Consider the following 23,302-nt stretch of genomic DNA (forward strand, 5'->3'; position numbering starts at 1 on the left):
GTCAGCGGGGGCGGCAGATCCAGTGCAGGTAGCGACCGAGCCCGGCAAAGCTTGGGTGTCGGCGGTGGGCCAGTTCCATTTCCAGCAGGTCGAGCATTTCGGCCTTGGCTTGGAACTCCTTGGGCATGTAGTCGTGGAACACCCTGACGCCACTCTCGCTTTCGACCTGCCACATAGGATCAAGTTGCGCCTTGAGCTCACGCGGATCAAGGGGTTTCTGCGGAGTCAGGCTCTGCTTTTCACCTTCCAGGCGGTTGCTGCGCAGTTTGCGGAAATGGCCCTTGAGCAGGTTGCGATAGACCAGTGCGTCGCGGTTGTAGAACGCCAGCGAAAGCCACCCGGTGGGCGCGGTGAGCTGGTGCAGCACGGGCAGGATGCTTTCTGGTTCGGCCAGCCATTCGAGCACGGCGTGGCACAGTACCAGGTCGTAAGGTTCGGTCAGCTGGCCAAGCAGGTCCTGCCACGGCGCCTGGATGAAGGTGGCCGTCTGGCCTGCCTCGGCAAAGCGCGCGCGGGCACCCTCGAGCATGGGCGCGGCGGGTTCGGCGAGGGTCAGGTGATGGCCGCGTTGTGCCAGCCACAGGGCCATGTGGCCCAGGCCTGCACCGATGTCGAGTATGCGCAGCGGGCGATCAGGCAAGGTTTCGGCCAGGTCGGCCTGCAGCACGGCCAGGCGAATGGCGCCCTTGGCACCGCCGTAGATTTTCTCGGCGAAGCGGGTGGCCAGTTCATCGAAGTGACGGTCGTTCATCGGGCGAAGCGCCTTTCACTGTCGGCCAGCTTGGCCCTTACCACCTGGTCCATGTCCAGGCCCAGCTCGCTGCACAGCAGCAACAGGTAGAGCACCACATCGCCCACTTCTTGGCCGGCGTGGGCGAGTGTGTCGGCAGGCAGCTGGCGGGATTGGTCCTCGCTCAGCCACTGGAAGATTTCGACCAGTTCGGCCATTTCAACGCTGGCGGCCATGGCCAGGTTCTTCGGGCTGTGGAAGCCGCGCCAATCGTTGTTGTCGCGGATCCGGTGCAGGCGTTCGGTGAGTTCTTGCAGGTTCATCGGGGGTCTCCTAATGCCGCATAGCTTCGGCGCAGGCCCGATGCAAAGCAAGAGGCGTGCGCCTACAGGCCACCCCAACGGCCAACCATGTGCAGCAATTCACCCTGCCCATCCAGCCGTAGTTCACCTTCTGGCCCGGCTTCGCTGGCACTGAGCACCACCTCGGAAGGCAATCGCACCGGTTTGCGGAACTCCACCTCGAAGCTGTAGCCGCTGTTCGGCAGGTGCCCGCGCAGGGCCGCCAGTGCCATGGCTTTGCTCCACATGCCATGGGCAATGGCCTTGGGGAACCCAAACAGTCGCGCACTGGCGGCGCTCAGGTGAATCGGGTTGTAGTCACCACAGACCTTGGCGTAACGCCGGCCGATATCGCTGTCGGCATACCAGCGGCTCGCCTCTGCCAGTGCGTCAGGCGCGCTGTCTGTTTGCTCGCTGGCCTGGCCCTCCAAGCGTAGCCCGCGCACCAGCGTGCGGCTGCATTCGCGCCAGAGCAGGCCCAGGGCATCTTCGGCTTCCGTGATGAGGTCGAAGGTGGCGCCCTTGGCGTGGGGTTGCAGGTTGTCGGCGTAGACGGCGAAACGCAATGCATCGATGCCGCCCAGTGGCCGCAACACCTCGATGCGGTTCTGCAGATGCACCAGCCCGAGCAAGGGGAAGGGGAAGCTGTGCGCCGTCAGCAGCTGCAATTGCAGGGGGAAGGCCATCACATGGGGATAAGTAGCGGGCAGGCGGCCATCGTCGGTGAAGTGGCAGAGTCGGCGGTAGGCTGCCAGGTTGTCGGGCTGAACCCGCATCACGCAGCGCAGGCCTTCGTCGGGCAGCTTGTCGCCGCTGATCTTGCGCTTGCTGGCCGCACGCAGGTAAAGGCTCGCGCGTGAGTCCGGGGCGTGCAGGTCGTGCCAGTGTCGGCTCATGGTCAGGCCCCCATCAGCGCTTGGCCACAGACCCGCAGCACCTGGCCATTGACCGCGCCGGAGCCTGGCTGGCTGAGCCAGGCAATGGCCTCGGCGACGTCTTGTGGCCGCCCGCCTTGGCCCAGTGAGCTCAAGCGGCGCCCGGCCTCGCGCAGCCCCATGGGCATGGCGGCGGTCATGTGCGTTTCGATGAAGCCGGGGGCCACGGCATTGATGCTGGCACCCTGCGCTGCGAGTTTAGCCGCCCAGGCCTGAGCGAAGCCGATCAAGCCGGCCTTGCTCGCCGCATAGTTGGCCTGCCCGCGGTTACCGGCAATGCCGCTGACCGACGCCAGCAGCGTGATGCGTGCGTTCTCGCCGAGCGCGCCTGCGTCATACAGTGCCTGGGTGAGTACCTGCGGTGCCTTGAGGTTCACGGCCATCACCGCATCCCAATATTCGGGGGTCATGTTGGCCAGGGTCTTGTCGCGGGTGATGCCGGCGTTGTGCACCACGATGTCGATACCCCCGGGCAGCGCTTCGAGCAACTGCGCTGCGGCGTCATTGGCGCAGATGTCCAGCGCCAGTGCCTTGCCGCCCAGCCGCGCGGCGAGGGCTTCGAGGTCTTGCCGGGCTTGCGGCACATCCAGCAGCAGCACCTCGGCGCCGTCCCGCGCCAGGGTTTCGGCAATCGCCGCGCCGATACCGCGTGCAGCGCCGGTCACCAGGGCACGTCGGCCGCCAAGCGGGCGCGTCCAGTCCTGGACCTGGCTGGCGCAGGCTTCAAGGCGCAGCACCTGGCCAGAAATGAACGCGCTCTTGGGCGAAAGGAAGAAGCGCAGGGCACCTTCCAACTGGTCTTCAGCACCTTGGCCGATATACAGCAACTGTGCGGTCGCGCCGTTGCGCAGCTCTTTGGCCAGCGAGCGGCTAAACCCTTCGAGCGCCCGTTGCGTGACACTGGCCAGTGGGTCGTCGAGGCCTTCCGGTGCGCGCCCGAGGATCACCACGTGGGCGCAGGGCGCCAGGCTGCGCAGCAACGGCTGGAAAAATTCGCGCAACTGCTTCAATTCATCGCTGTCGGACAGGTGAGTGGCATCGAACACCACGGCTTTGAGCTTCGGCCCAAGCCCTGCAACCCAGGCCGGCGCCTGTAACCCTTCGGCATTGAAGCTGTAGAGTTCGTCGGTGAGGCGTGGGGCGATGGCCTCTACCTGGCGCGTCAGTGGCCCGCCACCCAGTACCAGGGCACCCTCTACCGGGCGCAGGCGGCCTGCCTGCCAGCGCTCCAGCGGGGCCGGGTGTGGCAGGCCAAGGGCATCCACAAGGCGGCGGCCGAGGTTGGAGTTGGCAAAGCCGAGGTAGCGATCGCTCATGAGTGGGTCTCCCTGAAGGCAAGCTTGAAAGTGTGGACCAACTTTGTGGCAAGGTCGTTCGAATGCGGTAAAAACACCTAGGCTGTACGGTTTAAATTGTTTCAGGAGGAACATGCGCATGCGTTCACCTCGCCGGGTCGCGATCATTGGCGGCAACCGAATCCCGTTCGCCCGTTCCAATGGTGCCTACGCCACCGCCAGCAACCAGGCAATGCTGACCGTCGCTCTGGAGGGCCTGATCGAGCGTTACCGCTTGCATGGGCTGCAGCTGGGCGAAGTGGTGGCGGGCGCGGTGCTGAAGCACTCCCGTGACATGAACCTGACCCGCGAATGCGTGCTCGGTTCGCGTTTGTCGCCGCGCACGCCGGCCTACGACATCCAGCAGGCCTGCGGCACGGGGCTGGAGGCGGCCTTGCTGGTGGCCAACAAGATTGCCCTTGGGCAGATCGACAGCGGCATCGCGGGCGGTGTCGACACCACCTCCGATGCGCCGATTGCCGTTAACGAAGGGTTGCGCCACATACTGCTGGAGGCCAACCGCGGCAAAAGCCTGGGTGAACGGCTGAAGCCGTTCCTGAAGTTGCGCCTCGGTCACCTGAAGCCTGAGTTGCCGCGCAATGGCGAACCGCGCACAGGCCTGTCGATGGGCGAGCATTGCGAGCGCATGGCGCAGGCCTGGCGGATCGACCGCGCCGAGCAGGATGCACTGACCTTGCTTAGCCATCAGCGGCTTGCGGCCTCCTATGCCGAAGGCTGGCAGGATGATCTGCTCACGCCCTTCCTGGCGCTTAGCCGTGACAACAACCTGCGACCGGACCTGACCTTGGAGCAACTGGCCAAGCTCAAACCGGCATTCGACCGCAGTGGCCAGGGCACGCTTACCGCAGGCAATTCCACCCCTTTGACCGATGGCGCATCGCTGGTGCTGTTGGGCACGGAGGAATGGGCGCAGGCACAGGGGCTTCCGGTGCTGGCCTACCTGGTTGACGGCGAGACCGCAGCGGTTGATTTCGTCACGGGCCGTGAAGGGTTGTTGATGGCGCCGGTGTACGCAGTGCCGCGCCTGTTGGCGCGCAATGGGTTGAGCCTGCAGGATTTTGACTACTACGAGATTCACGAAGCCTTCGCCGCCCAGGTGTTGTGCACCCTCAAGGCCTGGGAGGACGCGGACTACTGCCGTGATCGCCTGGGGCTGGACGCACCGCTTGGGGCAATCGACCGTAGCAAGCTCAACGTCAAAGGCAGTTCGCTGGCGGCGGGGCATCCGTTTGCCGCGACCGGAGGGCGAATATTGGCCCACCTGGCGAAGCTGCTGGCCACGGCGGGGAAGGGCCGCGGTTTGATTTCGATTTGCGCGGCAGGTGGGCAAGGGGTGACGGTCATCGTCGAACGGTGATCAGGTGGGGGGCCGCGTAGCGGCCCCCGCGAAGAAGGACGGGGCAGGTGTCACAGTCATGTCGCGCAACTGGTAGGCTTGTCCGATCAGAACTACAAGAAACTGCCATGCCGATCATCGGACATCCCCGGGCTATCCCGGCGCTCGACCACCTGCCCAGGCCCCTTTATGCCCGTGCCGAAAGCCTCGGGGCCGGCTCCTGGACCACTCGCCATCAGCACGACTGGGTGCAGTTTTCCTACGCCATCAGTGGCGTTCTCGGCGTATACACCCGCGATGGCAGCTATTTCGCGCCCCCTCAGTGGGGTGTGTGGATCCCGGCGGACGCCGAACACGAAGTGGTGACGTCGATGCAGGCCGAAATGCGCAGCCTGTACGTGCGCCGCGACGCCTGCCCGTGGGCGTCGGAGCACTGCCGGGTGCTGGAGGTGACGCCGCTGGCGCGGGAGTTGATCAAGCAGTTCTGCCTGTTCCCGGCGGATTACCCGGAAGCCGACAGCGCCGAATCGCGATTGGTCGCGGTGCTGCTCGACCAGTTGCGCACGTTGCCGGAAGTCGGGTTCTCGTTGCCCCTCCCGCGTCATCCGGGGTTGCTGGCGTTGTGTAATGGTCTGATCGCGGCACCGGATACAGCCCAGACCTTGCAGCAATGGGCGCTGCAACTGGAGTGTTCGGAGAAGACGCTGATGCGGCTGTTTCAGCGTGAGACGGGGTTGAGCTTTCGCAACTGGCGTCAGCGCATGCGGCTGCTGTCATCGCTGGCGTTGCTGGAGGCGGGGGAGAATGTAACGGAGGCCGCGTTGGGGTGTGGGTATGACTCGACTTCGGCTTACATCGCGGCGTTCAAGCAGTTGTTTGGGGCGACGCCAGGGGAACTGAAACTGTAGGAGCAGCCTTGTGCTGCGAAGAGGCCAGTGATAGCAGCGAAAATCTATGCTGTTTTTACCGGCCTTTTCGCAGCACAAGGCTGCTCCTACACGTCGCTTGCTTCAGTTGCGAAGAGGCCAGTGATAGCAGCGAAAATCTATGCTGTTTTCACCGGCCTCTTCGCAGCACAAGGCTGCTCCTACAGGTCGCTTGCGCCGTCAGGTGCGGAAGCGTCGTACCAGCGAATCCAGCTCGTTGGACAACCCTGCCAGGCTTTCGGAGTCTTGGCGCGCAGCCTGGGCCAGTTCGGCCACCAGTTGCGCATCGCCATGGATCTGGCTGATGTGCCGGTTGATGTCCTCGGCCACCTGATGCTGCTCTTCCGCTGCCGTGGCGATCTGCGTGTTCATGTCGCGAATCACGTCCACCGACTCACGGATCTGGCCAAAGCTGTCGCGGGCCAGGCCAATGCGGCTGACCGACTGCTGCGACACTTCCAGGCTGGCGTGCATCTGTTCGGCAACCTCGGCGGTGCGGCTGGCCAGGTTGCCCAGCAGGCCATCGATCTCGGCGGTGGAGTCGGCGGTACGCTTGGCCAGCGCCCGCACTTCATCGGCGACTACGGCGAAGCCACGGCCCTGTTCACCGGCGCGGGCGGCCTCGATCGCGGCATTGAGGGCCAGCAGGTTGGTCTGCTCGGCAATCGAGCGAATGGTGCCGAGGATCGACTGGATGGCGTTGCTGTCGCGTTCCAGCTGCTGAATCGACTGGGCCGATTGCTCGATCTCCTGGCTCAGGCGGTCGACGCTGTTCACGGCTGCATCGATCTGCTGCTGGCCTTCACGGGCTTGCTGCTGGCCACTGTCGGCCGACTGCGCCGCCTGGCTGCAAGAGCGGGCGACTTCGTTGGCGGTGGCGACCATTTCGTGGAAGGCGGTAGAGACCATGTCCACGGCTTCGCGCTGGCGCCCGGCCGCCTCGGCCATGTCGCTGGACACCCGGGTCGAGCTGGTGGAGGTGCTGAGGATCTTGCTGGCGGCAGAGCCGATGTGCTGGATCAGGCTGCGGATCGCGCCGAGGAACTGGTTGAACCAGCTGGCCAGTTGGGCGGTTTCGTCGCGCCCGCGCACTTCCAGGTTGCGAGTCAGGTCGCCTTCGCCCTGGGCGATGTCTTCCAGGCCGCTGGTGACGCTGTTGATCGGGCGCACGATCAGCTTGGCGAACGCCGCACCGACCACGGCGAACAGCGCGGCCAGCACCAGTGCGATGGTGCCGATCAACCACGTCAGGCGGGTGGTGGTCTGCATCACTTCGCTTTGCTCGATCAGGCCGATGAAGGTCCAGCCCAGTTGCTCGTCGGGGTAGATGTTGGCCATGTAGCGCACGCCATTGAGCTCGACTTCGACCAGCCCTTTACCTGCCTTGGCCAGGTCGGCATAGCCGTTACCGAAGCTGCCCAGCTGCTTGAAGTTGTGGCTGGCGTCACGTGGGTCGACCATCACGTTGCCGTTGTTTTCCACCAGCATCAGGTAGCCGCTTTCACCCAGCTTGATCTGCTGGACGATCTGGGTCAGGCCCTTGAGCGACACATCGATGTTGACCACGCCACCCGGGTTACCCAGCTGGTTGGCCACGGCGCGCACGGTGCTGACCAGCACGGCGTCGTCGGCGGCCCAGTAATAGGCGCCGGTACGCAGGGTTTTGCCAGGGTTGGCCATGGCCAACTGGTACCACGGGCGAGGGCGGGGGTCGTAGTTGACGAACTTCTGCCCCGCGGGCCAGCCGACATAGCCGCCGTCGCTGACACCGTAGGAAAGGTAGGCGTAGCCTGGGTGGGAATCGGCCAGGCGGGTGAAGAACTCGAGCACCTGCTTGTCCTGCTCGCCCAGCTCATACGATGGGTTGGCGCTCATGAACTTGTTCAGGTTGTTGCCCGTGGCCGCAATCATGGGTTGCGAGGCCAGGTATTCGACGTTCTGGTTGATGCCCTGGAAGAAGATGTTCATCGCGTTGCTGACCTGGCGAATTTCCCGGCTGCTGCTGTCGAGGAATCCGTCGCGGGCTTCGCCGCGCAGGTTGAGGACCACCAAGGTGGCCACGAGGACGATGGGCAAGCCGGCGATGACCGCGAATGCCCAGGTCAGTTTCTGTTTGATGCTCATCGACGCTCCCGGAATTTTTTTGTTGTCGACACACGAGGCAGGTAGTTACTGCATCGGCAGCGTCCGGGATTAGATGAAGGCAAATGCCCGTATTTATTAGGGAATGTCGCACTAGGCGATGATTCGGTCGTGTTTAGGCGAATATGGCATACCAAAGCGTCGTGTCGAGCCTCAGCGGCAACATCCGCCAACGTTTCCGTTTGCCAAATCCTTCAGGATCGGACAGTCCGGCCGCTCGTCTCCCTGGCAGTGGGAGACCAGGTCGCCGAGGGTATCGCGCAGGCTCACCAGCTCATCGATGCGCCGGTTCAGCTCATCGATATGCTGCATGGCCAGCGCCTTGACGTCGGCACTGGCCCTTTGGCGGTCTTGCCAGAGGGTCAGCAACTTGCCGACCTCTTCCAGAGAAAAGCCCAGGTCGCGGGAGCGCTTGATGAAGGCCAGGCTGTGCAGGTCTTCTGGCTGGTAAAGGCGGTAGCCGCTGTCACTGCGGGTGGCTGGCTTGAGCAGGCCGATGGACTCGTAGTAGCGGATCATCTTGGTGCTGAGCCCGCTGCGGCGGGCGGCCTGGCCGATGTTCATGGGGCCTCCTGGGAGCTGCTGGTGGGTTTCCAGGTCTTGAGCCACAGCGCATTGCTGACAACGCTGACGCTGGACAGGGCCATGGCGGCGCCGGCGAGTACCGGGTTGAGGTAACCCAGCGCGGCTAGGGGGATACCGACCAGGTTATAGATGAACGCCCAGAACAGGTTCTGGCGGATTTTCGCGTAGGTCTTGCGGCTGATCTCCAGGGCTGCGGGTACCAGGCGTGGGTCGCCGCGCATCAGGGTGATGCCGGCGGCCTGCATGGCCACGTCGGTGCCACCGCCCATGGCGATGCCGATGTCGGCAGCGGCAAGGGCCGGGGCATCGTTGATGCCGTCGCCAACCATCGCCACCACGCCGTCCTGTTTCAGTGCCGTCACGGTGGCGGCCTTGTCGGCAGGCAGCACTTCGGCATGCACGTCGTCGATCCCGAGGGCGTCGGCAACCACCTTCGCGCTGCCGCGGTTATCGCCAGTCAGCAGGTGGCTGCTGATGTGTTGTGCGTGCAGGCTATCGATAGTCTGCTTTGCGCCCGGTTTGAGGCTGTCGCCGAAGGCGAACAGGCCCAGCACGCGAGGTTGCGCGCCGCGCTCGATCAACCAGGACAGCGTACGCCCTTCAGCCTCCCACGCGTGGGCTTTGGCGGCCAAGCCGCCGGGTTGCAGCGTGCTCTCTTCGAGCAGGCGACGATTACCCAGGGCCAAGTCACGGCCTTCCACCCGCCCGGCGATACCACGCCCGGTCAGCGACTGGCTGTCGACGACTGTTGGCACATCCAGTTGCTGCTCGGCGCACGCCTCCAGCACGGCCTTGGCCAATGGGTGCTCACTGCCGCGCTGCAGGGCGCCGGCCAAGCGGTGCAGGTCGGCGGTGGTGCCGACCAGTGCCTGGCTGTGGACCACGCGTGGGCTGCCGGACGTCAGGGTGCCGGTCTTGTCGAACACGACCCGGTTTACCGCATGGGCACGCTCCAGGGCTTCGGCGTCCTTGATCAGGATGCCGTGGCGGGCGGCGACACCGGTGCCGGCCATGATCGCCGCTGGCGTTGCCAGGCCGAGTGCACAGGGGCAGGCAATCACCAGCACGGCGACCGCATTGATCAGCGCGGTTTCCAGTGGGGCACCGGCCAGCCACCAGCCGATCAGCGTGATCAGCGCGATCACCAGTACGGCGGGGACGAATACCTGGCTGACCCGGTCCACCAGCTTCTGGATAGGCGCCTTGGCCGCCTGGGCATCTTCGACCAGGCGGATGATCCGGGCCAGCACGGTTTCGGTACCCAATGCCTGGGTGCGCACCAGCAGCCGCCCTTCACCATTGATGGCACCACCGGTGACGGGGTCGCCAGGCTGCTTGGGCACTGGCAGGCTCTCGCCGCTGATCAAGGCCTCGTCGGCATGGCTGCTGCCTTCCTCGACTTCGCCATCGACTGGGAAGCGTTCACCGGGTTTGACCACGACCAGGTCACCCACACGCAGTTGGGCGATGGCCACATCTTCTTCACGACCATCGACCACCCGTACCGCGCGTTCGGGGCGCAGTGCTTCAAGGGCCCGAATGGCGCTGGCGGTCTGGCGTTTGGCGCGGCTCTCCAGGTACTTGCCCAGCAAGACCAGGGCAATGACCACGGCCGAGGCTTCGAAATACAGGTGTGGAACCATGCCGGCAGGGGCTTGTGCCCATTGGTACAGGCTCAGGCCGTAACCGGCGCTGGTGCCAAGGGCCACCAGCAGGTCCATGTTGCCGGCGCCGGCACGCACGGCCTTATAGGCGGCCACGTAAAAGCGTGCACCGAGAATGAACTGTACGGGCGTAGCCAACAGGAACTGCGCCCAGGCGGGCAGCATCCAGTGCAGGCCAAAGGGCTGTAGCAACATGGGCAAGACGAGTGGCAGGGCCAGCAGCAAGGCGGCACCGACCGCCAGGCGTTCGTTGCGCAGGCGGCGCTGGGCATCGCGCTGATCATCGTGGCCTGCGTGCGGCAGGCTGGCGCTGTAGCCGGCCTTTTGCACGGCGTCGATCAGCAGGCTGTCGTCGAGGGCCGCGAGCACCTCGAGGTGCGCGCGTTCGCTGGCCAGGTTAACGCTGACCTGCTCGACCCCAGGCAGTTTGCCGAGTGCGCGCTCGACGCGGCCGACGCAACTGGCGCAGGTCATGCCGCCAATCTGCAACTCGACAGTACGGGTGGGCACGCCATAGCCGGCTTCACGCACGGCGTCGAGCAAGGCCGGCAGGCTGCTGGCCGGGGCCTGGACCCGGGCCTGTTCGGTGGCGAGGTTGACGCTGACCTGTTCAGCGCCGTCGACCTTGCGCAGGGCGCGCTCGACCCGGCCAGCACAGCTGGCGCAGGTCATGCCGGAAATCGGCAGGTCGAAGGTGGTGGATGCGGGCATGGCTGTCCTCCTTGGATTGGCCTCCAGCATCAACCTTGCCACGTAGGCAAGGTCAATAGCCTAGGCCGGCGCGCTTCAATTCCAGCCCATTGTGGCCCATGGCAATCCGGTATTTGTTGATCTGGCCCGCCTGCAGGTTCAAACGTGTGCTGCGCTGGTCTTCGATACCGGGGGCGCAACCGGGGGTCTGCCCTGGCAGTAGGCGCAGGCGTATATCCACAGGGCCTGGTGGCAGGTTGAAGGCGGTCGATTGCTCCTGGAATACGCGCCCGGAGAGCTGATCGTTGAGGTACACGCCGATTTCGCAGTTGGTGGCCACTTCCAGGCGTTCCCGCGAAATGATCAGTACGCTGTAGTCCGAGTTGCCTTCGGCGTTGGCCGGTGGCACCGCAGCCAGCGCGCTCAAAAGCCCGACGACGCCCAATGCTGCCCTGAACATGATGAATCTCCTGCTTGCCTGATCGTCAAAGGCGCAGCTTGGCCGACGTGAGCGCGGATTTCCAGCCCGGACGCGCGCAGGGGCTTGACCTTGCCCCGATGGCAAGCTTGAAACTGCGTGAAAACCTGAAGGAGGCAACCCTATGCAAGTGTTCAATGTACAAGGCATGACCTGTGGCCATTGCGTCAAAGCGGTGACCCGTGCGGTGCAGGGGCAGGACGCCGATGCCAAGGTCGAGGTCGACCTGGCAGGCAAGCAGGTGCGGGTGCAGAGTGCCATGGCGGTGGAGCAGATCCTTACCGCGATTCGTGACGAGGGCTACCAGGCCGAGCTGGCGTGAAGCCCTGCGCCGGGGGCGCATGAGGCCCCCGGTTTTGTTGCAAATCTTTTCATGCTGGTCGAGTCCTTAGCAGGTAGACTTACGCACTTGCTTAGCCTGCTATGGATTCCTGATGAACCTGCGAATGGTGCTCATCCTGGGCGCATTGAGTGCGTTCGGGCCTTTGGCGATCGACTTTTACCTGCCCGCCTTCCCGGCCATGGCGCAGGCTTTCGCCACCGATGAAAAACACGTTCAGGCCACCTTGGCCGCCTACTTCCTTGGCCTGTCCATCGGCCAGTTGGCCTATGGCCCGGTGGCCGACCGCTTCGGGCGGCGCAAGCCGCTGTTGTTCGGCGTGGCGCTGTTTACCCTGGCGTCGCTGGCCTGTGCCTATGCCCCCAACCTCGACACCCTGGTCCTGGCGCGGTTCGTCCAGGCCCTGGGCGGTTGTGCTGGGATGGTGCTGTCGCGGGCGATCGTCAGTGACAAGTGCGACCCGGTGGCGTCGGCCAAGGTGTTCTCGCAGTTGATGCTGGTGATGGGCCTGGCGCCGATCCTGGCGCCAATGCTTGGCGGGGTGTTGGTGAACCTGGCAGGTTGGCAGTCGATCTTCCTCGCCCTGAGCCTGTTCAGCGCGGCCTGCCTGCTGGCGGTCAGCCTGGGCCTGCCGGAAAGCCTGCCGGCGGACATGCCGCGCCAGCCGCTGTCCGGGGCGCTGCGCCAGTACCTGCGTTTGTTCAATGACCGGGTGTTTCTTGGCCATGCCTTGACCGGTGGTATTGCCATTGCCGGTATGTTTGCCTACATCGCGGGGTCGCCATTCGTCTTCATCAAGTTATATGGCGTGCCTGCCGAGCACTATGGCTGGTTGTTCGGCACCAACGCGGCGGGCTTTATCCTCGTGGCGCAGGTCAATGCCCGTTTGCTGGCCAAGCGCGGCCCAGCCTTCCTGCTGGTGCGTGCTGTATGGATGTACCTGGCTGCAGGTTTGGTATTGCTGGGCGTCGCCGCACTGCGGCCGAGCCAGTTGTGGCCGCTGTTGGTGCCGTTGTTCGTGTGTATCGCCAGCCTGGGTTGCATCATCCCCAATGCGTCGGCCTGCGCCATGAGCGGGCAGGGCGCACGCGCAGGCAGCGCCTCGGCGCTGATGGGCTGCCTGCAGTTCAGTGTCGCCGCAGGCGCGGCGGCGTTGGTCGGGCTGTTGCACGATGGCAGTGCGGTGCCGATGACACTGGTGATCAGCCTGTGCGGGGCGCTGGTGGTCAGTGTCGCGCTGCTGACCCGGCGTTTGCAGGCCAGGCGTTCTGCATAAGCGGGTGAGGCGCCTGCAGGCGGGTTTCCAATGTGGCGACGAAGGCACGCGCCTCGGCCTCGCTGCGGAAACTCACCACGTGTTGGTCGAGCTGAACCTGCCAAGGGCAAACGGGGTTGCGGCTCGACGCACTGACGACAATTTTCATCGCGGCATACCTCCAATGGGGTGTGAGCGGAAGAAGTGTAGCGCTGTGCCCTGTGCCTGCCATGACCGGCATCCGTGGTCTGACTGACGGTCATTTCCCCCTGTTCTTCCCTCCTGACCATCATGCGCCGGGTGTAATACCTGGAGGCATGTAGAAGCTTCGCTTTTGTTTGCGCTATTTATGGAAGCTGCTTGTCGGTCGCGTCCGAACCTGCGCAGGGCGAATAGTGCTCATGACCTGCCTCTGTCCCGCTGAGTGCTGGGGCACTGCTCAACTGCGGGGCATTGGGCGGTCTCACTGCACAGTCACATCATCTCTCATGGGTAGGTATACCCAGTGGACTTCTGACAGGTGGGCTGAAGCGGCTAGCGCCCTGAGAGGGGGTTTCTGCGGCTTATACTGGCGACCAGCGCCGATGCCAGCGAGCAGGGTTTCCCTCTCAGGGCCGGCGACTGTCAGGCAGGCGATCCCAGTGCCAGGGTTGGCCATTGCATCCATATAAAAACGTGCAGGGAGTTACAGGGACATGAACGCAGTCAGCAGTATCAGCCAGATCGCCAGCCTGATGGCCGACCCCAAGCGCAGCGCCATGTTGTGGGCGCTGATCGACGGCACCCCACGGCTGGCGAACGAGCTCGCGATGATGACCGGGCTGACCTCATCTTCCGCCTGCGCCCACCTCTCGTTGCTGTCTTCGGCGGGTTTGCTGCGGCATGAGGCACGGGGCCGCAAACGCTACTTCCGCCTGGCCACGCCTCAGGTAGGGGCAGCGGTGGAAGCACTGGCCAGCGTGCAGTTGGGCAGCGCCAGAGACGACCAGCCCGAGGCGGCAGCCTTGCAGTTGCCGATGTCGATACGCAGGGCGCGGCGCTGCGGTGACCACCTCGGCGGCGAGCTGGCCGGGGAGTTGTATCACCGTCTGGTGGTGGCGGGCTGGTTGGAGGGCACTGACCGGCAACTGGTGGTCAGTGAACAAGGGCGGGCAGAGCTGGCGCGGGTCGGCGTCTACATAGATGCCTTGGCACCGCACCAGCAACGGGGGTGTGTGATCTGCCGTTGCACTGACTGGAACAACCAGGGGCCACACTTGGGCGGCGTTCTGGGGCAGGCCTTGTTCAGGCTGTTTCTGCAGTCGGGTTGGATGCGCGAATCGGAGGACACGCGGGCTTTGCATATCTCGGCGCTGGGCATCCAGCAGATCAATCGCATTGCCCGCGTGCAGACGTTGCAGGTTGGGTAACCGCAACGCCAACGGCTGATCAGACCAGTCGCGCGTCCAGGCTGTTTTGCGCCAGGCGGCGCGCTTGGTCTTCGGTCATGCCCAGGTGGGTATGCAAGGCATGGAAGTTTTCGGTGACGTAGCCGCCGAAGTAGGCCGGGTCGTCAGAGTTGACGGTGACCTTCACCCCGCGCTCGAGCATGTCCAGGATGTTGTGCTGGCTCATGTGGTCGAACACGCAGAGCTTGGTGTTCGACAGCGGGCAGACGGTCAGTGGGATCTGCTCGTCGATGATACGTTGCATCAGGCGCTCGTCTTCGATGGCACGTACGCCGTGGTCGATACGCTTGATGTGCAGCAGGTCCAGGGCTTCCCAGATGTATTCGGGCGGGCCTTCTTCACCGGCGTGGGCAACGGCGACAAAGCCTTCGCTGCGGGCGCGGTCGAACACACGCTGGAACTTGCTCGGCGGGTGGCCCATTTCGGAGCTGTCCAGGCCTACGGCAATGAAGGCATCGCGGAACGGCAGTGCCTGGTCCAAGGTCTTGTGCGCTTCGTCTTCGCTGAGGTGGCGCAGGAAGCTCAGGATCAAGCCACTGCTGATGTCCAGTTGGTCCCGGCCATCCTTGAGCGCGTGGTTGATGCCGTTGAGCACCTCCTCGAAGCGGATACCGCGGTCTGTGTGGGTTTGCGGGTCGAAGAAGGGTTCGGTGTGGATGACGTTCTGCGCCTTGCACCGTTGCAGGTAAGCCCAGGTCAGGTCGTAGAAATCTTGCTCGGTACGCAAGACATCCGCGCCTTGGTAATAAAGGTCGAGAAATTCCTGCAGGTTGTTGAAGGCGTAGGCGCTTCGCAAGGTTTCGACATCGTCCCAAGGCAGGGCGATCTTGTTGCGCTCGGCCAGGGCAAACAGCAGCTCGGGCTCCAGCGAACCCTCCAGGTGCAGGTGCAGTTCGGCCTTGGGCAGGGCGTTCAACCAGTCATACATAGTTGGTTATCTCGATCAGGTACGGTTGCCGCCATTCTACAGGGCCTGGCCAGGCATTGCGCCCGGCCAGGCCCTGTGTTGCCTCAACCGGCGATGAGCTGCGCGGCCGCCTGGCGGTGATCGGCGATCAGGCCCTGGATATCCAGGCCTTCGATTTGCCCATCGATGACCCGCCACTGGCCACCGACCATGACTCGGTCGGCGCGGTCGGCGCCGCACAGCAGCAGCGCCGACAGCGGGTCATGGCTGCCGGAGAAGCGCAGTTCGTCGAGCTTGAACAACGCCAGGTCGGCTTGCATGCCGACGGCCAGCTCGCCGATGTCCTGGCGCCCCAGCAGGCGCGCCGAGCCGCGGGTGGCCCAACCCAGGGCACGCTCTGGGGTGATCTGCTCGGCGCCATAGCGCAAGCGCTGCAGGTACAGCGCTTGGCGGGCTTCGAGGATCATGTTGGAGGCGTCGTTGGAGGCCGAACCGTCTACGCCCAGGCCCACGGGGGCACCGGCGGCTTCAAGGTCGACGGTTGGGCAGATGCCCGAGGCCAAGCGCATGTTCGAGCTCGGGCAGTGGCAAATACCGGTGCCGGCCGCGCCCAGGCGGGCGATTTCGTCGCCATTGAAGTGGATGCCGTGAGCCAGCCAAGTGCGTGGGCCGAGCCAGCCGACGCTGTCCAGGTAGTCCACGGTGCGCAGGCCGAAACGCTGCAGGCAGAAGTCTTCCTCATCAAGGGTCTCTGCCAGGTGGGTGTGCAGCCGCACATCCAGCTCTTCGGCCAGCGTGGCACTGGCCCGCATGATCTCGGGCGTGACCGAGAAGGGCGAGCAGGGTGCCAGGGCAATCTGGATCTGCGCACCTTCGCCGCGCTCGTGGTAGCTGTGGATAAGCCGCTGGCTGTCGGCCAGGATCACTTCACCCTGTTGCACCGTTTGCTGGGGTGGCAGGCCGCCGTCGTCTTCGCCAAGGCTCATGGAGCCGCGGGTCAGCATCGCGCGCATGCCCAGCTTGCGCACCACTTCGACTTGCACGTCGATGGCGTTGTCCAGGCCTTGCGGGAACAGGTAATGGTGATCGGCCGCAGTCGTGCAGCCCGACAGCAGCAGTTCAGCCAGTGCCACCTGGCTGGCCAGCGCCAGCTTCGCGGGGGTGAGGCGTGCCCATACCGGGTACAGCGTCTTCAGCCAAGGGAACAGCGGTTGGTTGACCACCGGTGCCCAGGCGCGGGTCAGCGTCTGGTAGAAGTGGTGATGGGTGTTGATCAGGCCGGGGGTTACCACATGTTCGCGGGCATCGAACACTTGGTCGCACGGTTGGCTGGGGCTTTCGCCAAGGGCCAGGAGTTGTGTGATGCGGCCGTCTTCGATGACCAGCCCGCCACGGGCGTCGGCGCCGTTGGCAGTGAAGATGGCAAGGGGGGATTTCAACCAGATACGGGTCGCAGGCATGGTGCCGGCTCCTCTGAAAGTGGGTTCAGGTTAGCCAGCTCAGTGTTGCCCTGTCTGCTGATCCAGGTCCGCCACGGGGGCGAGGCATCGAGTCTACTGCCTCGCCACGCGGCTTTCAATTCACCAGATCAGCGGCTCACCTTTGTAGTTGATGAAGCGCAGGCCGCCATTACCGCTTTGCGCCTTGATCTGTTCGAGCATGCCGCGGGTGCTGGTCAGCACGTCGATCTCGGCATTTTCGCCGCCCATGTCGGTCTTCACCCAGCCGGGGTGCATGGCCAGCACGCAGAGGCCGGGGCGCTGTTGTTCGACGACGAAGCTGTTGATCATCGAGTTCAGGGCCGCCTTGCTGGCTTTGTACAGGCAGACCTCACCGCCGTCCGGGATTGTCACGCTGCCCAGGATCGAGCTCATGAAGGCCAGCACGCCGCTGCCTTCGCGCACCTGGCCAACCAAGCGGCGGGCGACGCGGATGGGGGCCACGGCGTTGGTCATGAACAGGTCGCCGATGTCCTGGTTGCGGACGCTTTCCAGGTCTTGTGGCAGCGGCCCCATGACGCCCGCGTTGACGAATACCAGGTCGAACACTTCGCCTTGTAGGCGTTGCTTCAAACCATCGAGCTGAGCGGTGTCGTTCATCTCCAGCTGTTCGATGCGCACACCGGGAACGTTGGCCAGGGCACCGGCCTTTTGCGGGTCACGCACAGTGGCGATGACGTTCCAGCCATCTTCTTGCAGGCGTTGCACCAGCCCCAGGCCAAGGCCGCGTGAGGCGCCGATGATGAGGGCCGTTCTTGAGTTAGCCATAGGAACATTCCTTTATCGGTATAGGAAAAAGTATTTGAGCATACTGCAGAGTCGCTAACTGTGCCTGCGCTGCAGCTGGTCAAAAAATGATCAATGGCGCCAGGCCGCTTGTAGACGGGCGCTTCGCCTGTTGGCTAACGGGTTATCCACAGGCTGTTCCACAGTTATTGTGTGCAAGCCGAGCGCAATGCCCAGTGCGTAACACTTCCAGGGTTTGGGGATAACTCTCGAGGTTTCAGCTATTTGCGACTGTCATCAAATAGTGATCAAAATATGATCAAAGCTCTGGGGGCCTTGAAACCAATGGGCTGCAAGAGAGTGCCCCAAGCTTATCCACAGGCAGGCCCACAGTTCTTGTGAGCAATGTTCAGCGCGTGCGAACAGTTATTCAGCGCGCTTCCAGCAGGATGCGCCCACGGCTCAGGTCGGCCAGTTGCTGGCGCAAGGGGGCCAGGTGGGCTTCACCGACCGCGATGTGCAGGTCAACGCCATTGGCCGTGAACTGTTCATCCAGCACCAGGCCGTCGACGTCCGCCAGGCGCAGCTTTACCAAGGCCAGTTCGCTGAAGCTGCAACTGCAGGTGTATTCGCTGCGCTGCACCAGCACCCGCTTGGGCGCCTGTTGCAGGCATTTGTTGGCGCCACCGCCATAGGCCCTGGCCAGGCCACCGGTACCCAGCTGGATGCCGCCGTACCAGCGGATCACCAGCACCACCACCTGGTCGCAGTCTTGCGCTTCGATGGCGGCCAGAATAGGGCGCCCGGCGGTGCCGCCCGGTTCGCCGTCATCATTGCTGCGGTATTGCCCGCCAAGCTTCCACGCCCAGCAGTTGTGGGTGGCCGCCAGGTCGCTGTGGCGTTCGATGAAGCTCATCGCCTCGGCAGCACTGGTGATTGGGCCGGCGAGGGTGATGAAGCGGCTTTTGCGGATTTCTTCACGAAACTCGCAGAGGTCGAGCAGGGTAGAAGGCATAAATGGCTGTCAGGCACTCGGCTTGATGCCGCACCCCTTGAGAATGATGTGGATAAGGTTGCTGCTCGCGTCTTCCATGTCTTGCTTGGTCAGGCGGCTGCGGCCGGTGACCTGGCAGATCTGCGTGGCGAAGTCGGCATAGTGCTGGGTGCTGCCCCAGAGCAGGAAAATCAGGTGCACCGGGTCGACCGGGTCCATCTTGCCTGCTTCGATCCAGGCCTGGAACACTGAGGCCCGGCCACGGAACCACTCGCGGTAGTCGGCGCTGAAGTACTCGTTCAGGCAATTGCCGCCGCTGATCACTTCCATGGCGAAAATGCGCGAGGCTTGCGGGTTGCGCCGCGAGAACTCCATCTTGGTCCGAATGTACTGGCTCAGTGCCTCGCCCGGGTCGTCCTCGACGCTCAAGGCGTTGAAGGTGCTGTCCCACAACTCGATGATGTTGCTGAGCACGGCAATGTACAGGCCCAGCTTGTTGGTGAAGTAATAATGCAGGTTGGCCTTGGGCAACCCTGCCTTCAGCGCGATGGTGTTCATGCTGGTGCCCTTGAAACCATGGCGGGCGAATTCATCTTCGGCGGCCTGGATGATGGCCTGTTCGTTTTTCTGGCGGATGCGGCCGGCGGGCTTGCCCGAGGCGGAGAGGCGATGCGCTGGGACTTCAAGGGTCATGGACGATTCCGTACGGGTCAGTGGCAGCGGCTGTCGGACAAGATTACCTGCCTACGCCGAAGTGACAAGCGTTTGCGTCAGAGACAGGCATCAGCGTGTCGCAGCCAGGCTATCCAGGAAGCTCTCGAGCACCAGGTTCGGCCGCCGCCCTTTGCGCGTCACCCAGCTCAGGCTCAAGTCATAGAAGCGCTGCCGGGGCTTGAGGGCACGCAGCCGGCCTTGCTGCACCCAGAAACTGGCGTAGTGGTCGGGCAGGTAGCCGATGTAGCGCCCCGTCAGGATGAGGAATGCCATGCCTTCGCGGTCCGACGCGCTGGCCGTGCAATGCAGCGCCTGGTAATGGGCCTGGATATCGGCGGGCAAGCGGAAGGTGGGGGTGATGGCCTCTTGGCTGTTGAGCCGGTCGTCGTCTATCTGTTGGTCGTCGGCATAGAACAGCGGGTGGCCTACTGCGCAATAGAGCAGCGAACGCTCGCTATACAGCGGTTGGTATTCAAGGCCTGAAAGGGCGATGGTCTGCGGCACTACGCCGACATGCAGGCTGCCGTCGAGAACACCGTGCTCGACTTGGCTGGGCGCGATCATGCGGATGTTGATACGCACATCTGGGCCGCGGTCCTTGAGCTCGGCAAGCGCGTGGGTGATGCGCATGTGCGGCAAGGTCACCAGGTTGTCGGTCAGGCCGATGTTCAACTCGCCACGCAAGTGCTGGTGCAGCCCGTTGACCTCAGTGCGGAAGCTTTCCAGGGCACTGAGCAACTGCAAGGCCGAATGGTAGACCTCGCGGCCTTCCTCGGTCAGTGAGAAACCGGCTCGGCCACGCTGGCACAGGCGCAGGCCGAGCCGTTGCTCCAGGTCGTTCATCTGTTGGCTGATGGCCGAGCGGCCGATCCCGAGCACGTTTTCGGCTGCCGAGAAGCCGCCGCACTCGACGACGCTGCGGTAGATCTTCAACAGGCGAATGTCAAAATCGCTGACTTGGGCGAGTGGGTCGGGGCGTCGGCTCATTAGTTTAGTGTTGCCCTATCTGAAGATTAGAAAAGCAGGCTTTTTCAGACTTTATCGCCGTGCCAATTTAGCCGCAACAAGATCCATCGTTGCCTAATCGTCTTTCGAGGAACCGCCGATGAACATGCCGGAAACCGCTCCCACCGATATCGCCAGCCAGCTCAAGCTGGATGCCCACTGGATGCCTTACACCGCCAACCGCAATTTCCATCGCGACCCACGCCTGATCGTGGCGGCGGAAGGTAACTACCTTGTGGATGACAAGGGGCGCAGGATCTTCGACGCCCTGTCTGGCTTGTGGACCTGCGGCGCCGGGCATACCCGTAAGGAAATCACCGAGGCCGTAGCCCGTCAGGTCGGTACCCTGGATTACTCCCCGGCCTTCCAGTTCGGCCACCCGCTGTCGTTCCAGCTGGCTGAAAAGATCACCGCGCTGACCCCGGGCGATCTGAACCACGTCTTCTATACCAACTCCGGTTCCGAGTGCGCTGATACCGCGCTGAAGATGGTCCGTGCGTACTGGCGCCTGAAAGGCCAGGCGACCAAGACCAAGATCATCGGCCGTGCCCGTGGCTACCATGGCGTGAACATCGCCGGCACCAGCTTGGGTGGCGTGAACGGTAACCGCAAGATGTTCGGCCAGCTGCTGGACGTCGACCACCTGCCTCACACCGTGCTGCCGGTGAACGCGTTCTCCAAGGGCTTGCCAGAGGAGGGCGGCATTGCCCTGGCCGACGAAATGCTCAAGCTGATCGAGCTGCATGACGCCTCGAACATCGCCGCGGTGATTGTCGAACCGCTGGCGGGCTCGGCGGGTGTTCTGCCGCCACCGAAGGGCTACCTCAAGCGCCTGCGCGAGATCTGCACCCAGCACAACATCCTGCTGATCTTCGACGAAGTGATCACCGGCTTCGGCCGTATGGGCGCGATGACCGGGGCTGAAGCCTTCGGCGTGACGCCAGACCTGATGTGCATCGCCAAGCAGGTCACCAACGGCGCCATCCCGATGGGGGCGGTCATTGCCAGTACCGAGATCTATCAAACCTTCATGAATCAGCCGACGCCGGAATACGCGGTGGAGTTCCCCCACGGCTATACCTATTCGGCCCACCCAGTGGCCTGTGCCGCCGGCATCGCCGCACTGGACCTGCTGCAGAAGGAAAGCCTGGTGCAGGCTGCGGCCGAGCTGTCGCCGCACTTCGAGAAACTGCTGCACGGGGTTAAAGGCACGAAGAACGTCGTCGATATCCGTAACTATGGCCTGGCCGGCGCGATCCAGATTGCTGCCCGCGACGGCGATGCGATCGTGCGCCCTTATGAAGTGGCGATGAAGTTGTGGAAGGCCGGCTTCTATGTGCGCTTCGGTGGCGACACCCTGCAGTTTGGCCCTACCTTCAATACCCAACCGCAGGAACTGGACCGGCTGTTCGACGCGGTGGGCGAGACCCTGAACCAGATCGATTGATCGTTGCGATTTTGATGGCAAGCGCGTGAAGTGATCACGCGCTTGTGTCACCCCTCTTTATCTGGAGTTTTGCATGAGCATTGTTCAACACCTGATCAACGGCGAGCTGGTTACCAAGGGTGAGCGCACCGCCGATGTCTTCAACCCGTCCACTGGCCAGGCCGTACGCAAGGTCGAACTGGCCAGCCGTGCGACCGTTCAGGAAGCCATCGATTCGGCCAAGGCTGCCTTCCCGGCCTGGCGCAATACGCCGCCGGCCAAACGTGCCCAGGTGATGTTCCGCTTCAAGCAACTGCTGGAGCAGAACGAAGCCCGCATCTCGCAGATGATCAGCGAAGAGCATGGCAAGACCCTGGAAGACGCTGCAGGCGAGCTGAAGCGTGGTATCGAGAACGTCGAGTTCGCCTGTGCGGCACCTGAAGTGCTCAAGGGCGAGTACAGCCGTAACGTTGGCCCGAACATCGACGCCTGGTCCGACTTCCAGCCGCTGGGTGTGGTCGCCGGTATTACCCCGTTCAACTTCCCGGCCATGGTCCCGCTGTGGATGTACCCGCTGGCCATTGCCTGCGGTAACGCCTTTATCCTGAAACCGTCCGAGCGTGACCCGAGCTCGACCTTGTACATTGCCCAACTGCTGCTGGAAGCCGGCCTGCCTAAAGGCATCCTCAACGTGGTGCATGGCGACAAGGAAGCTGTGGACGCGCTGATCGAGGCTCCGGAAGTGAAAGCGCTGAGCTTCGTCGGCTCGACCCCGATTGCTGAGTACATCTACGCCGAGGGCACTAAGCGCGGCAAACGCGTACAGGCGCTGGGCGGTGCGAAGAACCATGCCGTGCTGATGCCCGATGCCGACCTGGACAACGCTGTCAGCGCGCTGATGGGTGCAGCTTATGGTTCGTGCGGTGAGCGCTGCATGGCGATTTCGGTGGCGGTGTGCGTGGGTGACCAGGTTGCCGATGCACTGATCGCCAAGCTGGAGCCGCAGATAAAGGCGCTGAAGATTGGTGCCGGTACTTCGTGTGGCCTGGACATGGGCCCGCTGGTTACCGCTGCTGCCCGCGACAAGGTGGTTGGCTACATCGACGACGGTGTGGCTGCTGGCGCCAAGCTGGTGGTGGATGGCCGTGGCTTGCGCGTTGCAGGTAATGAAGATGGCTACTTCGTGGGCGGCACCCTGTTCGACAAGGTGACCCCGCAGATGCGCATCTATAAAGAAGAGATCTTCGGCCCTGTGCTGTGCGTGGTCCGGGTTAACAGCCTGGAGCAGGCCATGCAGCTGATCAACGATCACGAATATGGCAACGGCACCTGCATCTTTACCCGTGACGGCGAGGCGGCGCGCTTGTTCTGTGACGAGATCGAAGTGGGCATGGTCGGTGTGAACGTGCCGTTGCCGGTGCCGGTGGCGTACCACAGCTTCGGCGGTTGGAAGCGTTCGCTGTTCGGCGACCTGCATGCTTATGGCCCGGATGGGGTGCGTTTCTATACCCGTCGCAAGGCGATCACCCAGCGCTGGCCGCAGCGGGCCAGCCATGAGGCATCGCAGTTTGCGTTCCCTAGCCTTTAAAGCATGAACAAAAGCGGGGAGGCCGGAAGGCCTCCCCGCTTTGTTTTTCAGCTTTATTAAGGTTTCTTGGAATTAAAGGTTGACGGGGTTTCGAATCCCCTTATAATGCGCCCCACTTCCAGCGTGATTGGAACGAGAAACTCCTTGAGTATCAACGAGTTAATCGATTCAGGTAGTGTTGAGAGGGCTTCGATCGAAAGATCGTCAGCGGTTGAAAT

The 23,302-nt window shown here is 63.4% G+C and carries 22 protein-coding genes and 1 pseudogene; 7 read left to right on the forward strand and 16 right to left on the reverse strand.

The annotated features are described in order from the left end of the window. Window position 1: 1 nt before the first annotated feature. The 4 genes from AC5PZ0_RS27405 to AC5PZ0_RS27420 all read right to left on the reverse strand — a co-directional run bounded on the left by AC5PZ0_RS27405 (window position 2) and on the right by AC5PZ0_RS27420 (window position 3,322). Window positions 2-751 carry a methyltransferase gene (locus tag AC5PZ0_RS27405; protein ID WP_493856144.1) on the reverse strand — a complete coding sequence of 250 codons (750 nt, stop codon included), beginning with the start codon at window positions 749-751 and terminating at the stop codon, window positions 2-4. Further along, entirely contained in the window at window positions 748-1,053 is a 306-nt protein-coding gene (locus AC5PZ0_RS27410; RefSeq protein ID WP_027594968.1) for a MazG-like family protein, read from the reverse strand. Before AC5PZ0_RS27410 ends, AC5PZ0_RS27405 begins: the two co-directional genes overlap by 4 nt. A gap of 62 nt (window positions 1,054-1,115) precedes the next feature. Beyond that, window positions 1,116-1,967 carry a MaoC family dehydratase gene (locus AC5PZ0_RS27415; RefSeq protein ID WP_085273988.1) on the reverse strand — a complete coding sequence of 284 codons (852 nt, stop codon included), beginning with the start codon at window positions 1,965-1,967 and terminating at the stop codon, window positions 1,116-1,118. Between the two features lie 2 nt (window positions 1,968-1,969). After that, window positions 1,970-3,322: a 3-oxoacyl-ACP reductase gene (locus AC5PZ0_RS27420; protein ID WP_265969662.1), complete on the reverse strand. Its 1,353-nt coding sequence runs from the start codon at window positions 3,320-3,322 to the stop codon at window positions 1,970-1,972. A 118-nt stretch (window positions 3,323-3,440) separates the two neighbouring features. Between AC5PZ0_RS27420 and AC5PZ0_RS27425 the strand changes: the two genes are divergently transcribed. Beyond that, window positions 3,441-4,718 (forward strand): acetyl-CoA C-acetyltransferase, encoded by a 1,278-nt coding sequence (locus AC5PZ0_RS27425; protein WP_493856145.1) that lies wholly within the window; start codon window positions 3,441-3,443, stop codon window positions 4,716-4,718. Window positions 4,719-4,825: 107 nt separating this feature from the next. Next, window positions 4,826-5,605, forward strand: coding sequence for an AraC family transcriptional regulator (locus AC5PZ0_RS27430; RefSeq protein WP_274886872.1), 780 nt, complete (start codon window positions 4,826-4,828; stop codon window positions 5,603-5,605). A 198-nt stretch (window positions 5,606-5,803) separates the two neighbouring features. On the opposite strand, the gene AC5PZ0_RS27435 is transcribed toward AC5PZ0_RS27430, so the two are convergent. The 5 genes and pseudogenes from AC5PZ0_RS27435 to AC5PZ0_RS27455 form a co-directional block, all read right to left on the reverse strand. After that, window positions 5,804-6,571 (reverse strand): methyl-accepting chemotaxis protein, encoded by a 768-nt coding sequence (locus AC5PZ0_RS27435; RefSeq protein ID WP_371098032.1) that lies wholly within the window; start codon window positions 6,569-6,571, stop codon window positions 5,804-5,806. Between the two features lie 90 nt (window positions 6,572-6,661). Beyond that, window positions 6,662-7,747 (reverse strand): annotated as a pseudogene (locus AC5PZ0_RS27440) (HAMP domain-containing protein); the annotation flags it as partial. A gap of 171 nt (window positions 7,748-7,918) precedes the next feature. Next, window positions 7,919-8,329 (reverse strand): Cu(I)-responsive transcriptional regulator, encoded by a 411-nt coding sequence (gene cueR, locus AC5PZ0_RS27445; RefSeq protein WP_493856146.1) that lies wholly within the window; start codon window positions 8,327-8,329, stop codon window positions 7,919-7,921. Next, window positions 8,326-10,725, reverse strand: a complete 2,400-nt coding sequence (locus tag AC5PZ0_RS27450) for a heavy metal translocating P-type ATPase (RefSeq protein WP_493856147.1) — start codon at window positions 10,723-10,725, stop codon at window positions 8,326-8,328. The genes cueR and AC5PZ0_RS27450 overlap by 4 nt, the downstream gene beginning before the upstream one ends. Before the next feature lie 52 nt (window positions 10,726-10,777). Next, window positions 10,778-11,164 (reverse strand): hypothetical protein, encoded by a 387-nt coding sequence (locus tag AC5PZ0_RS27455; protein ID WP_027594976.1) that lies wholly within the window; start codon window positions 11,162-11,164, stop codon window positions 10,778-10,780. A gap of 142 nt (window positions 11,165-11,306) precedes the next feature. Between AC5PZ0_RS27455 and AC5PZ0_RS27460 the strand changes: the two genes are divergently transcribed. Together AC5PZ0_RS27460 and AC5PZ0_RS27465 are read left to right on the forward strand one after the other, a co-directional pair. Continuing rightward, window positions 11,307-11,504, forward strand: a complete 198-nt coding sequence (locus tag AC5PZ0_RS27460; protein WP_027594977.1) for a heavy-metal-associated domain-containing protein — start codon at window positions 11,307-11,309, stop codon at window positions 11,502-11,504. A 112-nt stretch (window positions 11,505-11,616) separates the two neighbouring features. Continuing rightward, window positions 11,617-12,798 carry a multidrug effflux MFS transporter gene (locus tag AC5PZ0_RS27465; RefSeq protein WP_493856148.1) on the forward strand — a complete coding sequence of 394 codons (1,182 nt, stop codon included), beginning with the start codon at window positions 11,617-11,619 and terminating at the stop codon, window positions 12,796-12,798. Here the strand turns inward: AC5PZ0_RS27465 and AC5PZ0_RS27470 are convergent. Then, a complete protein-coding gene (locus AC5PZ0_RS27470; RefSeq protein ID WP_493856149.1) occupies window positions 12,749-12,946 on the reverse strand; it encodes a hypothetical protein in 198 nt (65 codons plus the stop codon). The genes AC5PZ0_RS27465 and AC5PZ0_RS27470 overlap by 50 nt on opposite strands. Window positions 12,947-13,472: 526 nt before the next feature. On the opposite strand from AC5PZ0_RS27470, the gene AC5PZ0_RS27475 reads away from it, so the two are divergent. Beyond that, entirely contained in the window at window positions 13,473-14,186 is a 714-nt protein-coding gene (locus tag AC5PZ0_RS27475; protein WP_274886874.1) for an ArsR/SmtB family transcription factor, read from the forward strand. Between the two features lie 19 nt (window positions 14,187-14,205). Here AC5PZ0_RS27475 and AC5PZ0_RS27480 read toward each other — a convergent pair whose 3' ends face one another. The 6 genes from AC5PZ0_RS27480 to AC5PZ0_RS27505 all read right to left on the reverse strand — a co-directional run bounded on the left by AC5PZ0_RS27480 (window position 14,206) and on the right by AC5PZ0_RS27505 (window position 20,052). Beyond that, window positions 14,206-15,153: an adenosine deaminase gene (locus tag AC5PZ0_RS27480; protein ID WP_493856150.1), complete on the reverse strand. Its 948-nt coding sequence runs from the start codon at window positions 15,151-15,153 to the stop codon at window positions 14,206-14,208. Window positions 15,154-15,236: 83 nt separating this feature from the next. Then, window positions 15,237-16,592 carry an 8-oxoguanine deaminase gene (locus tag AC5PZ0_RS27485; protein WP_085273981.1) on the reverse strand — a complete coding sequence of 452 codons (1,356 nt, stop codon included), beginning with the start codon at window positions 16,590-16,592 and terminating at the stop codon, window positions 15,237-15,239. Window positions 16,593-16,712: 120 nt separating this feature from the next. After that, window positions 16,713-17,399, reverse strand: coding sequence for an SDR family oxidoreductase (locus AC5PZ0_RS27490; RefSeq protein ID WP_027594983.1), 687 nt, complete (start codon window positions 17,397-17,399; stop codon window positions 16,713-16,715). 388 nt (window positions 17,400-17,787) lie between these two features. Next, window positions 17,788-18,372: an IMPACT family protein gene (locus AC5PZ0_RS27495; protein WP_027594984.1), complete on the reverse strand. Its 585-nt coding sequence runs from the start codon at window positions 18,370-18,372 to the stop codon at window positions 17,788-17,790. Window positions 18,373-18,381: 9 nt separating this feature from the next. Continuing rightward, a complete protein-coding gene (locus AC5PZ0_RS27500; protein WP_493856151.1) occupies window positions 18,382-19,044 on the reverse strand; it encodes a TetR/AcrR family transcriptional regulator in 663 nt (220 codons plus the stop codon). A gap of 90 nt (window positions 19,045-19,134) precedes the next feature. Then, window positions 19,135-20,052, reverse strand: a complete 918-nt coding sequence (locus tag AC5PZ0_RS27505; RefSeq protein WP_099428266.1) for a LysR family transcriptional regulator — start codon at window positions 20,050-20,052, stop codon at window positions 19,135-19,137. Between the two features lie 118 nt (window positions 20,053-20,170). On the opposite strand from AC5PZ0_RS27505, the gene aptA reads away from it, so the two are divergent. Beyond that, window positions 20,171-21,517, forward strand: coding sequence for an omega-aminotransferase AptA (aptA, locus tag AC5PZ0_RS27510; RefSeq protein WP_027594987.1), 1,347 nt, complete (start codon window positions 20,171-20,173; stop codon window positions 21,515-21,517). A 73-nt stretch (window positions 21,518-21,590) separates the two neighbouring features. Then, window positions 21,591-23,084 carry a CoA-acylating methylmalonate-semialdehyde dehydrogenase gene (locus AC5PZ0_RS27515; RefSeq protein WP_027594988.1) on the forward strand — a complete coding sequence of 498 codons (1,494 nt, stop codon included), beginning with the start codon at window positions 21,591-21,593 and terminating at the stop codon, window positions 23,082-23,084. Window positions 23,085-23,302 lie beyond the last annotated feature (218 nt).

The organism is Pseudomonas sp. 5.2, assembly GCF_059025405.1.

Coding starts and splice junctions, on each gene's coding strand:
- AC5PZ0_RS27405 (WP_493856144.1), bottom strand. CDS start 751: ATGAACGACCGTCACTTCGATGAACTGGCCACCCGCTTCGCCGAGAAA.
- AC5PZ0_RS27410 (WP_027594968.1), bottom strand. CDS start 1,053: ATGAACCTGCAAGAACTCACCGAACGCCTGCACCGGATCCGCGACAAC.
- AC5PZ0_RS27415 (WP_085273988.1), bottom strand. CDS start 1,967: ATGAGCCGACACTGGCACGACCTGCACGCCCCGGACTCACGCGCGAGC.
- AC5PZ0_RS27420 (WP_265969662.1), bottom strand. CDS start 3,322: ATGAGCGATCGCTACCTCGGCTTTGCCAACTCCAACCTCGGCCGCCGC.
- AC5PZ0_RS27425 (WP_493856145.1), top strand. CDS start 3,441: ATGCGTTCACCTCGCCGGGTCGCGATCATTGGCGGCAACCGAATCCCG.
- AC5PZ0_RS27430 (WP_274886872.1), top strand. CDS start 4,826: ATGCCGATCATCGGACATCCCCGGGCTATCCCGGCGCTCGACCACCTG.
- AC5PZ0_RS27435 (WP_371098032.1), bottom strand. CDS start 6,571: ATGGCCGAGGCGGCCGGGCGCCAGCGCGAAGCCGTGGACATGGTCTCT.
- cueR (WP_493856146.1), bottom strand. CDS start 8,329: ATGAACATCGGCCAGGCCGCCCGCCGCAGCGGGCTCAGCACCAAGATG.
- AC5PZ0_RS27450 (WP_493856147.1), bottom strand. CDS start 10,725: ATGCCCGCATCCACCACCTTCGACCTGCCGATTTCCGGCATGACCTGC.
- AC5PZ0_RS27455 (WP_027594976.1), bottom strand. CDS start 11,164: ATGTTCAGGGCAGCATTGGGCGTCGTCGGGCTTTTGAGCGCGCTGGCT.
- AC5PZ0_RS27460 (WP_027594977.1), top strand. CDS start 11,307: ATGCAAGTGTTCAATGTACAAGGCATGACCTGTGGCCATTGCGTCAAA.
- AC5PZ0_RS27465 (WP_493856148.1), top strand. CDS start 11,617: ATGAACCTGCGAATGGTGCTCATCCTGGGCGCATTGAGTGCGTTCGGG.
- AC5PZ0_RS27470 (WP_493856149.1), bottom strand. CDS start 12,946: ATGAAAATTGTCGTCAGTGCGTCGAGCCGCAACCCCGTTTGCCCTTGG.
- AC5PZ0_RS27475 (WP_274886874.1), top strand. CDS start 13,473: ATGAACGCAGTCAGCAGTATCAGCCAGATCGCCAGCCTGATGGCCGAC.
- AC5PZ0_RS27480 (WP_493856150.1), bottom strand. CDS start 15,153: ATGTATGACTGGTTGAACGCCCTGCCCAAGGCCGAACTGCACCTGCAC.
- AC5PZ0_RS27485 (WP_085273981.1), bottom strand. CDS start 16,592: ATGCCTGCGACCCGTATCTGGTTGAAATCCCCCCTTGCCATCTTCACT.
- AC5PZ0_RS27490 (WP_027594983.1), bottom strand. CDS start 17,399: ATGGCTAACTCAAGAACGGCCCTCATCATCGGCGCCTCACGCGGCCTT.
- AC5PZ0_RS27495 (WP_027594984.1), bottom strand. CDS start 18,372: ATGCCTTCTACCCTGCTCGACCTCTGCGAGTTTCGTGAAGAAATCCGC.
- AC5PZ0_RS27500 (WP_493856151.1), bottom strand. CDS start 19,044: ATGACCCTTGAAGTCCCAGCGCATCGCCTCTCCGCCTCGGGCAAGCCC.
- AC5PZ0_RS27505 (WP_099428266.1), bottom strand. CDS start 20,052: ATGAGCCGACGCCCCGACCCACTCGCCCAAGTCAGCGATTTTGACATT.
- aptA (WP_027594987.1), top strand. CDS start 20,171: ATGAACATGCCGGAAACCGCTCCCACCGATATCGCCAGCCAGCTCAAG.
- AC5PZ0_RS27515 (WP_027594988.1), top strand. CDS start 21,591: ATGAGCATTGTTCAACACCTGATCAACGGCGAGCTGGTTACCAAGGGT.